We start from the raw sequence: 13,279 nt of genomic DNA, 5'->3' as shown, positions 1-13,279 counted from the left end.
TTAACGGCTGATATCTGCTTTTTGATTGTCGCATCGTCATCAACATTAACTCGGACCGGTTATTTTTGTTGTTGAACTTCTTTAACCGCCTGTTGAATCATTGCTTGTTGAACCGTTGCTTGTGCTTGTTTCAACAGTGCAGCCTGATCGCTCGCCAGTTTCGGATTCGCATGAGCCAACTCAGCAGCTTTGGCTTTCACCGCGGCAGCCATGGTTGCTTTCTGCTGAGCATTCGGGTGTTGCAAGGCTTTGAGCTTAGTGCCGAGACGTTTGGCTTGCGTCGTCGTCAGCTCAATCCAACTTTTAGGCATCACGAGTCGATTATGCTGTGCCACCAACTGGCCTGCACCTTGGTGGTTAAACAATGCACTGAAAAAGCTATTTTGATATTCCCAGCGAGTTGTGCGACTTGTCATCGAAGCCGTTGTTCCTGTCGTCTGCACAACCTGATTGCTGACAGCCAGATCTGCTTTGGTATGCACCACTTTTTTCTTAGGATCGGTTTTATAGATGTAGACAACATGCTTACCGGCAGTGCCAACATTTTGCTTCAATAACATTGGCATCTGCGCATTGGGTGATGCCGTATAAATCGTTTGTTCATCCGTAGTCGTTCGTTTTTCCATTCCAAAATGGGCATTATCGTTAAGCACCATCAGTAACAGACTGCCCATCAAGCCAATACTGAAAATGGCAATTAATGTGCTCCGCTTTGCCGATCGATGCATCATGATGAAACTGAGATAAAGGCCAATGACCATTAGACCTAAGAACCAAAGAATCATGCCTTCACCTTCTTTTCTGGTTGAATCGTGATTTCCTGTGACATGGCGTGGCTATTCAGGAAAAATGCAAGCACCCAGCCAACCAGGCTAAAGCCAACTGCTAATAAAAAGGCTGCGTGGTAACCGTTTAATGTTGCATTGAGGAAATCCTGTTTATACTGCAAAGGATTACGCTTCAACAAGCTGGCAGCCGGCTTGGCGAGGTTGGTAACATTTGACAACACGGAAATCAAAACCGCCGTTGTCATGGAAGTCGCAACCTAGCGTACCGTGTTATTCACCGCGGTACCATGCCGAATCATATCAGGTGTCAGTGCATTCATCCCGTTGGTGGTCAATGGCATCATCACCATCGAAATCCCAAACATCCGCACCGCATAAATCACGGTAATGAAGATTGACGGCGTATTCGTCGTTAAGAAGAAATACGGCAACGTTGCAATCGTCAGGAAGAAGAGACCTAACTGGGCTAAGCGTTTTGCCCCAATGCGATCAAAAACCTGACCGGTAACGGGACTCATCACGGCAATTAAAAGCGCCCCTGGCAACAGCGTTAGTCCTGATTCCAAGGCACTTTTACCATGAATGATCTGCAGATACAGTGGCAAAATCATTTCAACGCCGACCATCGCCATGTTGGCAATCGTCCCTAAAGCAGTCGATAACGCAAAAATCTTACTCTTGAAAACTCGTAATTCGACAAACGGCTCCTTAAGATGCAACTGCCGATACCCAAAGATGACAATGAAGATGAGTCCGACAGCAATGGAACCAAGGACCATTGGATCGCCCCAGCCGTCATTACCGACTTCAGAAAAGCCGTACAACAAAGCGCCAAATCCAATTGACGACTCAATCAGCGACGGCACATCCAGCTTCGGATTCGAAAGTGGTAACACGTTTTTGAAAAAGAACATGGCCGCAAGAATCACCAACGCCGCGATTGGCAGGATCATGCCGAACAAAACCCGCCAGCCGAAATTATCGATGACATAGCCGGAAAGTGTCGGTCCGATTGCAGGTGCCACCCCAATCGCGATCCCCGCCATTCCCATAGCAGCTCCACGCCGATTTGGTGGGAAAATCGACATCATGATGTTTTGTAACAGCGGCATGGTAATTCCGACGCCGATCGCCTGAATCAATCGTCCGGCTAATAAGACGCCAAAACTATTAGCAACAAACGCCACCAGCGTGCCAACAAAGAAAGTACTCATGGCACTCATATAGAGCCATTTTGACGGGACTTTTGCGCTTAAATAAGCCGAAACAGGAATCATAATACCGTTTACCAGCATGAATCCCGTTGACAACCACTGGACGGTTGCGGTTGAAATATCAAAAGCCTTCATCAACGTTGGAAACGCGGTGGAGAGAATTGTCTGATTAAGAACCGTGATGAATGTCCCGACAATGAGGGTAATCACCATCATCGGTACGTTCACAGGTTTCCCGTTGATATCTTTAACGTCCATAACTTCGCCTGATTTCTTTATAATGTTTCATACTTTTAATATCACATAATGTAATATTGACAAGAGATTATATTACATTTAAACTAACTAGTTGTCAAGGTTGTGATTTGAAAGTCGCTGCATATTTTTTAAAGGCAGCGGATTCAGTTTTAACAAATTCGTCTGGTTCACGCTCACCATAACGTGCTTCCCGGCGCACGCTCATCAGAGGAGAGATTTTCATGGAACTGTTTAATAAGCGGTTGCGATCACTCGATATTTCACTAGGCATCGGCGAAACAAGTCGTGTCACCGGTGCAACCCCTACCCAAATTCGTTATTGGGAAAAAAAGCACCTGATTCATTCACGTCGCCACGAAGCAAATGGCAACAAACGTTATTCGCTGTCCAATATTGCGTTAATTGTCATGATCAAAACCATGCTGGATGAAGGTTATACCTTAGCTAAAGCCAGTGAAGAAATCAAAAAGTCGCATCAAAAAGCCGACATGCTTCATGTCCTCATGAGTACCCGCCTTCAAGACATTCAATACGATGACCAGCAAACCTTGCTAAACTTTGGGCCTCTTGAAAATGACCCCACATATGATGTCGTGGCCGTCGTAAATGAAAAAAATGCTAAATTATATAAACAGCCGATTAAACCGTCCGCCGCGATCAATCAGCAAACGACCGATAACCTGCTGAAATGATTGATACCTCTTTTCGCGCTTGATGATGAACGCTGCTATGCAAAATCGGCCTTAGAGAAACGAATTGACGTTCTCTAAGGCCGATTTTTTTATGCCCGTCCGCTAAATAATACAACGGCTTGATTAGAAAAATTTTGGCTCAAACAACTGGCTAACGTAACTACCGGCTTCATAGCTCAAGCTTCTTCATCAGATTCTTGCGTGGCAGCTTTTGCTAAAACCTTTTTGGCTTCAAAATGATTGGCCACCAAAGCGAGCGCCACAATCACAATTGAAAAGAAGTAAATATTGTGCAGCCCCTCATAAAGGATTTGACGTAACGTTGGCAAAACGCTAGCCGGTAACTGTTTTGCCGTATGCGGATTGATCAGTTCGTTTAACATATTACTGTTTAACCGGCCATCAGCTGCTACGCCTTGAGTCAGCCGCAAGTTAAGCACGATCCCATAAACGGAAACCATCAAAGTTTGCCCCAGCGTCCGCGATAACGTATTAAAACTCGTCGCTACACCCACTTGATCAGGGCTGACCACCGCCTGAGCTGTAACCGTTGTGATCGTAATGACCAAGCCAAATCCCAAGCCAAGACAGCCAGCAACTAGCAGGAAGACAAAATACGGCGTTGACTGTGGCACCAGCGCTAAGACCAAGCTTCCCCCAAGTAGCCAAAACATGGCCCCTGTCAGAATCGGTTTAGGTTGAAAACGTCCCAGTAACTTACCGGCAAAAAACGAACCGACCACCCACATCAACGAACTCGGTGTTACGGCAAAACCGCCAAGTGATGCATCCATGCCAAGAATGCCTTGAATCCACATCGGCATATAAACTTCAAACCCAATCACAAACCCTGAAATCAACGCGGCAATCAAGTTATGAATGATAAACGTGCGATTTTCAAAGAGTTTTAGATCAATAATCGGATCAACTGCCTGCCGCTCTGCCTGCCAAAAACGCCAAAAGCCAACAACGGCAATAAGTGCCATCCCCGCTAACTGCCAAATCGCATTGGGTTCAGCAAGCGTCTGGAATCCGTACATCAGTGCTAACAACGCAACCAAAAGCCAGACCGTACCGCGCATATCCAACGGTTGCCGTACCTGACGCCGATCTTCTTGCAAAAAGAACCAAACAAGACCAAAAGTGATTAACCCGAGTGGCACATTAATGAAGAAGATCCAATGCCAGCTCAATTGATCCACGATGAAGCCACCCAGTAACGGGGCAATGACAGATGCAATCCCCCACATCGAACCATTAAACCCCAGCATTTTAGCCCGCTTTTCAAACGGATAAATATCAGCAATGATGGTAAACGTCACCGGCATAATGGCACCAGCACCGACCCCTTGAATCGCGCGAAAGACGATCAGCATCACCATCGACTGCGACAAACCCGATAACAAAGAACCGATAACAAAAATAGTCAGCCCAATCAAGAAAACCGGTTTACGGCCAATTTTGTCACTTAATTTCCCATAAATCGGCGTTGCCATCGCATTAGTCAAAAGAAAAATTGAAAAAACCCAATTCATAAGATGCACGCCATGTAAACTACCAATAATCGTCGGCATCGCAGTTGAGACAATCGTCCCCTCGATGGCGGTCATAAAAGTACCCATAAAAATTGCCGCCGTCACAACAGCAACATTTGTTTTTCTCTGCTTCATAAATTACTCCTTAAAAAATGTGAGCGCGAGCCAGCCCGGTTAGAAACCGGAGTGTAAGTGGCCTTGGGCGTGATGGTCGCACTTTGACCATTGCGCCCAAGGTCCTTACACGCAGGTTTCTGGGCTGGGGAGCGCGTTATGGTGAGGCGCGAGCCGGCGCGATTAAAAGTCGGAGTGTAAGCGGCCTTAAGCGTGATGGCCCGGGTTTGGCCATTGCGCTTAAGGTCTCCTTACACGCAGACTTCTGCGCCGGGGAGCGTGTTATAGAACGCAATGTCAGTTCCCTTAATCGCCTAAATCAGAAAACTTTCCCGTCCTCCCGCCTATTTTCTTAAAATCAAGCCGTCTTTAGCCGTGCTGGTCACACTTTGACCATTGCGCCTAAGGTCCTTACACGCAGGGTTCTGCGCCGGGGAGCGCGTTAGGTGAGGCGCGAGCCGGCGCGATGCCAGTGCTAATCTCACACTACCAAAGCATAAAAAAACGACCCGGATGGGAATACGCCCGTCCAAGGCCGCCTCTTTTCTCGCTAATCTCGATACTTGAGAAGTGCTTGCACCTTATCTAAGTGCTCCCAAGGAAGATCAACATCTGTACGTCCAAAATGACCATAAGCCGCTGTTTGTTCATAAATCGGCCGCTTAAGATCTAACATTTTAATAATACCAGCTGGTCGCAAATCAAAGTTCTCGCGAATAGCCTGTTCAATTACTTGTTCAGAAATAACGTTGGTGCCAAATGTGTTAACAGATACCGACACCGGTTTAGCAACGCCAATCGCATAAGCCAGTTGCACTTCCACGCGTTTAGCCAAGCCGGCTGCAACAATATTTTTAGCAATATAACGCGCTGCATAACTAGCAGAGCGGTCAACCTTCGTCGCATCCTTACCGGAAAAGGCCCCACCGCCATGCCGGGCAAACCCACCGTAAGTATCAACAATAATCTTACGACCAGTCAATCCGGAATCGGCTTGCGGACCACCTAAGACAAAGCGACCGGTCGGGTTAACATAAATTTTCGTGTCATCATCCATCATGTCAGCTGGAATGATCTTCCGAATGATTTTAGCCTCTACGTCACGCCGAATTTCTTCCAGTGTGACGTCAGGATCATGCTGAACAGAAAGAACTACTGTATCAACCCGAACAGGCTGCTCATTATCATCATACTCTACTGTTACCTGGGCCTTTGCGTCTGGGCGCAGATAACTGATTTCGCCAGCGTGCCGCAATTTATCCGTTTGACGCATCAAGGCATGAGCCAACGAAATCGGTAATGGCATATAGGTGTCGGTTTCGTCAATGGCAAACCCAAACATCATCCCTTGATCACCGGCACCGATTTTATCTAACGGATCGGTATCGGAATCGCGGGCCTCAAGACTTTCATCCACACCTTGGGCAATATCCGGGCTCTGTTCATCAAGTGCAACCAAAACACCGACACTATCCGGATCAAACCCAGACTCTTTTGTATAACCAATTTTCTTAATCGTGCCACGAACAACGGACTGAATGTCAACATAAGCATTGGTCGAAATCTCGCCGACCACCAACACCAATCCCGTCGTCACAGTTGTTTCACACGCAACTCGAGAATTCGGATCTTTTTCGAGCATTGCATCCAGAATGGCATCACTGATTTGATCAGCAATTTTATCCGGATGTCCTTCTGATACAGACTCAGAAGTAAATAAATGGCGTTCTTGCATCGTTTGTTTCCCCCTCATGATTTTCGGTTACAAGGCATGTTCGTTAATCGCTAACGAACCCCATCGGGAATGTATTGCAACTCTAGTAGCATAACATAAAAAATATAAAAATTCCGAAAATCTTTGTCTCTGGCAACGTGGTTTTGTAAAATGAGGCTATATAGAAAGGACATCCATCTTGAAAAAAATCGATCAAAGCGCCTACGCAATCGCATTCTTAGGCCAGGCACTTGCTTACCCATTTTTAATTGCTATGGCGCTGCAAGTCAACTGGACTTTTCAACTTGTCGCATTACTGTTTATGACAATATGTCTTGCTGGAACAACACTCGTCAGTTCAAACAAGCTTATGCTCCTACTGCTCATAGCAGGCGTTAGCGGTATCATCGGCACAATCAATCAATGGCTGCTACTGCCACTCATTATTGTTCAAATCGTCATTGCGTTTCTTTTACAGACGCAAAAAATGCCTGCGCTCTGGCTTGACACTGTCGTTTTTGGTCAGGCCCTGCTACTTCAAATTACGCTAATCTATGCCAGCCTGCATTTCTTCAATCGCACCATGCTACTAGACCTAGCGCTTCTCTATTTACCTGCGCTGATCGGGCTTTGGGCCAACCGTTTTCCTAAGTGGACCGATCTGATTCTTCTACTGGTCGTTGCCATCCTTGGCTATGTACAGCAACGAATAAACTTCATTGCCATTGGCGGCATGTTCATCATTGTCACCGTCATTAACAGTCGTCGTCCCTTTAAATTGCCTCGTTACATTTATCAATTCAGTCCATTAATCATGACCCTTTTACTCTACTTAGCACGCATGCATGGTTAGCATAAATACCACCGTCAACACTAAATCTCCTCCCTTAATTCAACAGTTTAGGGAGGATTTTTTTAACTTTCACGATGTCACAATCAAAGTTTAGACGTTGAATTAGCTTAACAATTCAAAAAAACGCCCGCAGTGACAGCGGACGTAAACTGATGGAGGATACAGGGCTCGAACCTGTGACCCTCTGCTTGTAAGGCAGACGCTCTCCCAACTGAGCTAATCCTCCATGACGATTACTTACTACTTGTACAAGACTACCGGAGACAGCCAAGAATGGCAAGTACTTTAAACATTTATTACAAATAAAAATTAGCGTCAATTTTACTTTTGTAGCATAGGCTTTAAGAATAAAGATCTAGTCTCGTCCAGCAGGTCTTAATTTAGTCTCAAAATTTTTAAAACATCCAAAAACAAGAGAAAATAAAAATCCCAAAACACTGTCATATCAGCGTTTTGGGAAGCTATGGAAAGCAACTAGAGACAATAAAACGGAGAGTAAGGGCGAAACTAGATCCCTATTTAATAGACTTTAATAACATTTTGTGCACATTGTGTGCACATCAAAAAAATGAATGCAAAACCCCGTCCACAGTTGGAACGGGGCGGAGTTGGCAAGGAATTGTTTTAATCGGGAAGACCCGCCGAGGGGGCAGGTTCCTACCAGTATACAGTCCGTATGCGCGATTATTCTTGGGGTGGGTAGCAGCTTAGCTTGCCAACTCCTAAGGAGCTTTTTACTCCTAGCTATTGGAGTTTTTCTCCTTCACCGTCAGTATCGCATGGTCATGCTGGGTATGCAAACAATTTGCTCATAGTAAGTTACCTAATCCGGCATATGTAAACCTTTTGCCTTTTTGAGTCGATTCTGTCAACTCTGTGCACAAAAATAAGCCTCCCTGAGCAAGGGAGGCAGAACGACAAGGTATTACAGGCTGACTAAAATATTTAGTTGCTTACGTATCTTATTTTACAGCATTATGCCCGTGCTTCAAAGCAACAAATTGTCAACTCAAGTGCAACTTTTTACCCATGAAGACTTCTTATCTCTCCTATTATATAGGGAACATTTCATAAACTTTAAATGGATTATATTGACAGTACTGTTTATGCATTTATCGGCCATTTCAGAATACAAAAGCTTTTAGGATATTGTATCGAATTTAAACGAAAGCAATATTACGCAAGCAAAATGTAAGCAAATTAAAAATAACCGCTTTATAAAGGAACGTTTGTTTGTATAATATCAATTGAGGTGATCATCTTGAATAAATACGCTAAAATTATATGTGACCGAATTGATCAACATTTCCGTCCTAAACGCAATCAGCAATGAAACTACGCCCTGAAATTAACAAAGTCATATTTTGTGGTGTCCGATGTATCCTTATGATACAATAGGTTTCGCTTCCAGTGCTGTGATCTAATAAAAGTACCAGTATTTGGGGACTAAATTTAGGGGTGGTTTTGTGCTTTTTTTGGTAGGAATTTTTGGAGTCCTGTTGCTTTGTAGTCTGCGCTTTAGTTCAGACTACAAAGAGGGCGTATTATCAGTTGATACAACAGGAAGGCTTGAAGGCGTTCTCGTATTTGTTGTTATTCTAAGCCATATCGCTATGAGTGATTATCGTCTTGGTATTGGGTCATCGTCTTCCATGCTTGTACATGTTGGTGCATTAGGGCGCTTGGCAGTTTCGGTTTTCTTTTTTATATCGGGATACGGATTGCTTAAACAACTTCAAGCACGTAAGAATGCATATATTGCTCAATTCGTTCGTCATCGTATTATGCCGTTCATGCTGTCATATTTTATCAGCGCTTTAGTTTACTATCCTCAATTTTCAAGTCAAGTGCAACGATGATAACGAATTCTTGATAGTGGTCTAGGCTGTTACGCCATGCATCGGTAGTAATCGCATGGGCGAAGATAGTTCAGAATACGTCTGGGACGATGGTTCAGTGCGGATTGGACTGCTTGAATTTCAACCAGGGTAACTGCTCTGAGAGACTTCCCTTTCGGGAAGAATTCCCTAAGCAGTCCATTGGCGTTCTCGTTTGTGCCACGCTCCCAAGGCGAGTACGGATGTGCGAAGTAAATCTGGGTTCCAACAATCTCTGATAACTTGGCAAACTCGGAACCATTGTCAAAAGTGATACTCTCAAATTCCTTGGCCCCGTAGTCGTCGATCGTGTCCTGCAAGGCTTTAAGGCAGGTGCCCGCATGATAGTCAGGAATCTTGACGATGATCTCAGTCCGGCTGTACCGTTCTGTGAGCGTCATTAATGCTGGCTCATCAGCTAAGCGAATACCTTTGACCAAGTCGCCTTCCCAATGTCCCACGCCTGTGCGGTCATTCACGGCCGCAGGACGCAACTCGATTGAGTCGCCGTATATCTTCTTATTCTTGCGCTTGTGGGCGTTCTTATAGCCTTTGATGCGGCGTCGGAGCTTCTTGGGAAGTGTCATGTTGTCTAGCTCAAGCAGCCCGGCGTCGATGTAGCGATACACAGTTGTCGTTGAAGGGCAAGCCTTGCCCTGGTCGCGATAGAAGTGTACGAAGCTATCAACGCTGTGTACGCGCGGCTTACGAGTAAGCTCCCTGGCGAGAGCCTTGAAGAACGCACGGCCGGTCTTAAGAAAGGCGTAGTGACCGGTTCTATCGCGTTTACGGTCGTGCATGGCTTGGGCAGTTTCCGCAAGATAGACTTGATGCGAGTGACGCTTCGAGTCGAGCTGAGTTACAGATCCACGCGTGATTTCTCGTGAGATTGTCGCTTTACTGCGATGAAGCTTCTGTGCAATCACGGTCGCGGTGTCACCAGCAGCCTGAAGGGCCTGAATTGTAGCACGGTCGCTAAAACTGAGTTGTTGGTAATGCTTGTGGGTGTTAGTCTGAGAGTGGGTCATGAAGATTCCTGCTTTCTTGTTTAGCTAGCACTAACAAGAATAGGTCTTCATGGCCTTTATGGTCTAGTCGTCAGGGTGTTGCACTTGAATTGTAAACTGGGGCTTTAGTTTACTATGGATATTATAAAGTTCTGTCGTCAATTCGCCTTGCTGATGCTTTAAAAAGTCTCATTAATGGCAATCCTTTTATTGTTAACAGTTGGTTTATGGAAATCCTGTTAATTTTATATTTCATATTTTATCTTTCTGGTAAAATATGCCGTTCCCACATTTCGTCAACAGTATTGCTCGTTGTTACAGGTAATATAGTAGTTTTTCTCCTTTTTTATTTAAATTCATACCCGCATAATTGGTACAACACGGTTCTTTGCTTTTCTCTTGGTATTCTATGGGCATTGTATGAACCATTGCTAGGGAAAGTCATGCGCTCAAAGTCGTTATATATAGGCACAATTATATTTTTACTTGTGTTGTTTCTATTTTTGTTTTTGTCAAGAAAATTAGAAGCAATTAGTTCATTGCTATTTGCAGCCATCGTTATTATGATCAGTTATACTTTTACTTTTAAAAACTCATTCTGGAAGAAAACAAAACATATTGGATTAGAGATGTATCTTTATCACGGATTATTTATTAGCCTATTTCGTGGAAAATACCTGTTTATAAACAATACTTTTATTTTTGGAGCAAGCATTTTTCTGGCAACCTTCGTAACTGCTTTAGTCATAAATAAATTAACTAAGTTATTTCTCTCCGTTGTTCAGCGTCATGCAGCTTAATTAAAAAAAATCCATCGGCGATAGAAAAATTAAGTTTTGTGCCTAGAAGAAATAATAATTAAGATTAAACATTGCGGTGAAACGTTTGCTTTTCTAAAATCATACAGAAAGCCCTCCGCCCGCATTAGCGAGCAGAGGGCCTTTTTGTTACCTGATATACAGGCTTTCGCCCGGATAAATCAGGCTATAGATTGATTTGCCGTTGTTAGCAGCCAGCGTGTACATGCTGATGCCATACTTTCTGGCAATGCTCCAGAAGCTGTCACCATATCGGACTGTGTAGTACGTGTGGCTTACCAGCGAAGTATATCCAGACGAACGCGAGCCATAGCTCTCCCCACCATTCACGCCCAAGGCAACATAACGATACCTGCCTGAATAGCTGAGATAACGTGCCCAAACATATGTGCCACGGATATACACGTGATCATAAATCACGCTTTCACCGGGTGCATAGCTACCAACAGATGCATATCCAGTTCCGGCACCCGTGCGAATGTTTACCGTCGTGGACGGCTTGAAAACACCCGCTTGCGCATAGTCGGTATCACTGGCTGCATTCGATTTCGCTGGTTGACTTGGTACCGGTGTTACAGGCACCGACGGAGTTGCTGGCTGCTTCGAGTATCCATTATCGGTCACACCAAGCAGATCAATGTTACCATCGAGGCCTTGCGACAGCCCAAATGCGCTCGTGTACTGCCAAATAGCTACCCCATCCATACTCGGAAAATAACCGTAGTCTGGTTTGGTAGTTGGTAGATAATCACGGTAAGCAGCAATCCAAAGGCTGTTAGGAAATTCTTTCAGAATACGCTGATAATCGACATGTGCCAACGTATATGGCTTGTAACTGTAATACATGGGCGTGTAGCCTTCTGAATGAATGCGCCGCATACCAGCTAAAATTGCATCCGTATTAGCTGCCATATTCCCGGAAGCACCATCTTCGTAATCCAAAGCAACGATGCTTCCCTTTGGTGTCTGCGCTTTGATACGAGGCATATAACGGTCAAGTGCTTCTAACCCCAACTGGCTACTTCCACCAACGCCATACCAGATGTAGCTATGCACACGTTTTCCTGCCGCCTTGGCACTGGCAATTTGGCTATCGTACGTCCACTGATCGATGTAAGTACCACCGTAAGTACCGCCAATCTGAGCGATGATGAACTTGTCTTGGCCTGTTCCATATCGTCCACTTGCTCCCTGATACTTTGACCAATCAGGTCCCTGATCTCCCTTGGCCGCATTGGCCTGCGATGGCAAGGCAAAAGAAATAGCCGCCAAGAAGGCGACTACCAAGGTAATTAGTTTGGTTTTTAGTTTCATGGTTTCCTCCTTTATTCTTTATCAATTTGGATTGCACGATTTTCAAATTTTTTGTAAGCATCAAGATACAATTCATGTTTATCACCATTGTATGTTATCTCGTAGTACATGCCGTCGCTGACCTTTGTACTAGCCAGTGCCTTTGAGTTCTGAAGCGCTCTGCATGACCAAACGATATATACATCATCCGGAGTGATTGAGTCCCCATCGGTCTTATCCATGTGATCATTTGCATAATCAGCAACTAAACGCTGACACGTGTTTCTAAAATCTAAGTCATTCATTGATTTTCCCCTCCTTATTGCTGTGGAGCAAAAGATGCCGGAGCTGACTCCGCCGGTGCTGCAGAAGACGTCTCTGGAACCACTTCACTAGCAGCAGTTACCTGGTCAGCCTCTTTATCCGCTTGCAGTGCCTTAATCTGATCCTCTAGCGCCTTGATCTTAGCTGCCTTGGTGGTAATGAGTGCCGGGTAAGCTAACGCCTGCTGACTATCACTAACGCCCTCCGTGGTTGGATCAACCGCTACCCCGACAATGGTCAATAATGCAAACACTGCATTGACCACTGCAGTGAGTTCTTTACCCAAACTAGCAAAGTCCCAGTTGTAACCGAAGACTGCCGCTACCGTTTGGATCACCAACAAAGAAGCTGGCACAACGGCCAGCCAGAATTTGACGCTTAATACTCGTACTTTCCAATTAATCTTCATGGTTATCTTCTCCTTTAATGCCTACATGGTCTTCCAATCGAGTAATCCTAACCGAGTGACTGCCAAGCTCATCATCGTGTGTCCTCAAGTGTTGTCCCAAGTCTGCCAGCGATTGTTCGTGCAGTTTTAGCTGACGATTAATTGTCTCTGAAAGAACTTGAATATCAGAGCGTAATGGATCTAAGGCAATCTTTTTGAACAGCCAGCTGCCCGCACTTACACCCACCCCTATGATTGATATAACCTCTGCCCAGTCACCAATCGTGTATCCAAAAAATGTCACTTTCTCACTTCCTTCCATAAAAATAGCCGCTAGCTTTTGCTGGCGACATAGTCACTGATGATTAGAAAAAGCCCAACGGTGAGTGCTGTATGTGTGGGTG

At 44.9% G+C, this 13,279-nt stretch carries 12 protein-coding genes, 1 tRNA gene, 1 pseudogene and 1 riboswitch; of the genes and pseudogenes, 4 read left to right on the top strand and 10 right to left on the bottom strand.

The genetic code is table 11. From position 1 onward, the window contains the following. Positions 1-59: 59 nt before the first annotated feature. Both EL173_RS04620 and EL173_RS04615 read right to left on the bottom strand, forming a co-directional pair. Entirely contained in the window at positions 60-785 is a 726-nt protein-coding gene (locus tag EL173_RS04620; protein WP_032956589.1) for a DUF4811 domain-containing protein, read from the bottom strand. Beyond that, a pseudogene (locus EL173_RS04615) lies at positions 782-2,260 on the bottom strand (MDR family MFS transporter). Before EL173_RS04615 ends, EL173_RS04620 begins: the two are co-directional and overlap by 4 nt. Positions 2,261-2,481: 221 nt before the next feature. On the opposite strand from EL173_RS04615, the gene EL173_RS04610 reads away from it, so the two are divergent. Then, positions 2,482-2,952: a MerR family transcriptional regulator gene (locus tag EL173_RS04610; protein ID WP_005688608.1), complete on the top strand. Its 471-nt coding sequence runs from the start codon at positions 2,482-2,484 to the stop codon at positions 2,950-2,952. Positions 2,953-3,128: 176 nt separating this feature from the next. Here EL173_RS04610 and EL173_RS04605 read toward each other — a convergent pair whose 3' ends face one another. Together EL173_RS04605 and metK are read right to left on the bottom strand one after the other, a co-directional pair. Continuing rightward, a complete protein-coding gene (locus tag EL173_RS04605; RefSeq protein WP_005688606.1) occupies positions 3,129-4,622 on the bottom strand; it encodes an MDR family MFS transporter in 1,494 nt (497 codons plus the stop codon). A 529-nt stretch (positions 4,623-5,151) separates the two neighbouring features. Then, on the bottom strand, positions 5,152-6,336 hold the full coding sequence (gene metK / locus EL173_RS04595) for a methionine adenosyltransferase (RefSeq protein WP_005713641.1): 1,185 nt from the start codon (positions 6,334-6,336) through the stop codon (positions 5,152-5,154). Continuing rightward, positions 6,334-6,421, bottom strand: a riboswitch (SMK box riboswitch). It overlaps the preceding gene by 3 nt. Positions 6,422-6,514: 93 nt before the next feature. On the opposite strand from metK, the gene EL173_RS04590 reads away from it, so the two are divergent. Then, positions 6,515-7,168 (top strand): hypothetical protein, encoded by a 654-nt coding sequence (locus EL173_RS04590; protein WP_005688600.1) that lies wholly within the window; start codon positions 6,515-6,517, stop codon positions 7,166-7,168. Positions 7,169-7,321: 153 nt separating this feature from the next. Here EL173_RS04590 and EL173_RS04585 read toward each other — a convergent pair. Beyond that, positions 7,322-7,394: transfer RNA gene (locus tag EL173_RS04585), tRNA-Val, on the bottom strand. A 1,240-nt stretch (positions 7,395-8,634) separates the two neighbouring features. On the opposite strand from EL173_RS04585, the gene EL173_RS04570 reads away from it, so the two are divergent. After that, positions 8,635-9,027 carry an acyltransferase family protein gene (locus EL173_RS04570; protein WP_225433565.1) on the top strand — a complete coding sequence of 131 codons (393 nt, stop codon included), beginning with the start codon at positions 8,635-8,637 and terminating at the stop codon, positions 9,025-9,027. Positions 9,028-9,056: 29 nt separating this feature from the next. On the opposite strand, the gene EL173_RS04565 is transcribed toward EL173_RS04570, so the two are convergent. Further along, the gene (locus tag EL173_RS04565; RefSeq protein WP_019728331.1) at positions 9,057-10,073 is read right to left on the bottom strand and encodes an IS30 family transposase; all 1,017 of its coding nucleotides are present in this window, start codon (positions 10,071-10,073) and stop codon (positions 9,057-9,059) included. Between the two features lie 131 nt (positions 10,074-10,204). On the opposite strand from EL173_RS04565, the gene EL173_RS15380 reads away from it, so the two are divergent. Beyond that, the gene (locus EL173_RS15380) at positions 10,205-10,852 is read left to right on the top strand and encodes an acyltransferase family protein (protein ID WP_323368217.1); all 648 of its coding nucleotides are present in this window, start codon (positions 10,205-10,207) and stop codon (positions 10,850-10,852) included. Between the two features lie 147 nt (positions 10,853-10,999). Here EL173_RS15380 and EL173_RS04555 read toward each other — a convergent pair whose 3' ends face one another. The 4 genes from EL173_RS04555 to EL173_RS04540 are packed head-to-tail and all read right to left on the bottom strand — an operon-like array spanning position 11,000 to position 13,179. Next, a complete protein-coding gene (locus tag EL173_RS04555) occupies positions 11,000-12,184 on the bottom strand; it encodes a GH25 family lysozyme (protein ID WP_020752189.1) in 1,185 nt (394 codons plus the stop codon). Positions 12,185-12,195: 11 nt separating this feature from the next. After that, on the bottom strand, positions 12,196-12,468 hold the full coding sequence (locus EL173_RS04550; RefSeq protein WP_025014102.1) for a DUF6275 family protein: 273 nt from the start codon (positions 12,466-12,468) through the stop codon (positions 12,196-12,198). 14 nt (positions 12,469-12,482) lie between these two features. After that, complete coding sequence (locus EL173_RS04545; protein WP_020752188.1) at positions 12,483-12,896, bottom strand: phage holin; 414 nt, start codon at positions 12,894-12,896, stop codon at positions 12,483-12,485. Then, on the bottom strand, positions 12,886-13,179 hold the full coding sequence (locus EL173_RS04540; protein WP_014569500.1) for a hypothetical protein: 294 nt from the start codon (positions 13,177-13,179) through the stop codon (positions 12,886-12,888). The genes EL173_RS04545 and EL173_RS04540 overlap by 11 nt, the downstream gene beginning before the upstream one ends. Between the last annotated feature and the right edge of the window lie 100 nt (positions 13,180-13,279).

This window comes from Lacticaseibacillus rhamnosus (genome assembly GCF_900636965.1).
Classification (GTDB): Bacteria; Bacillota; Bacilli; order Lactobacillales; family Lactobacillaceae; genus Lacticaseibacillus; species Lacticaseibacillus rhamnosus.
Note: the sequence above shows the minus strand (reverse complement) of the source record. Positions and strands in the feature narration are given on the sequence as shown.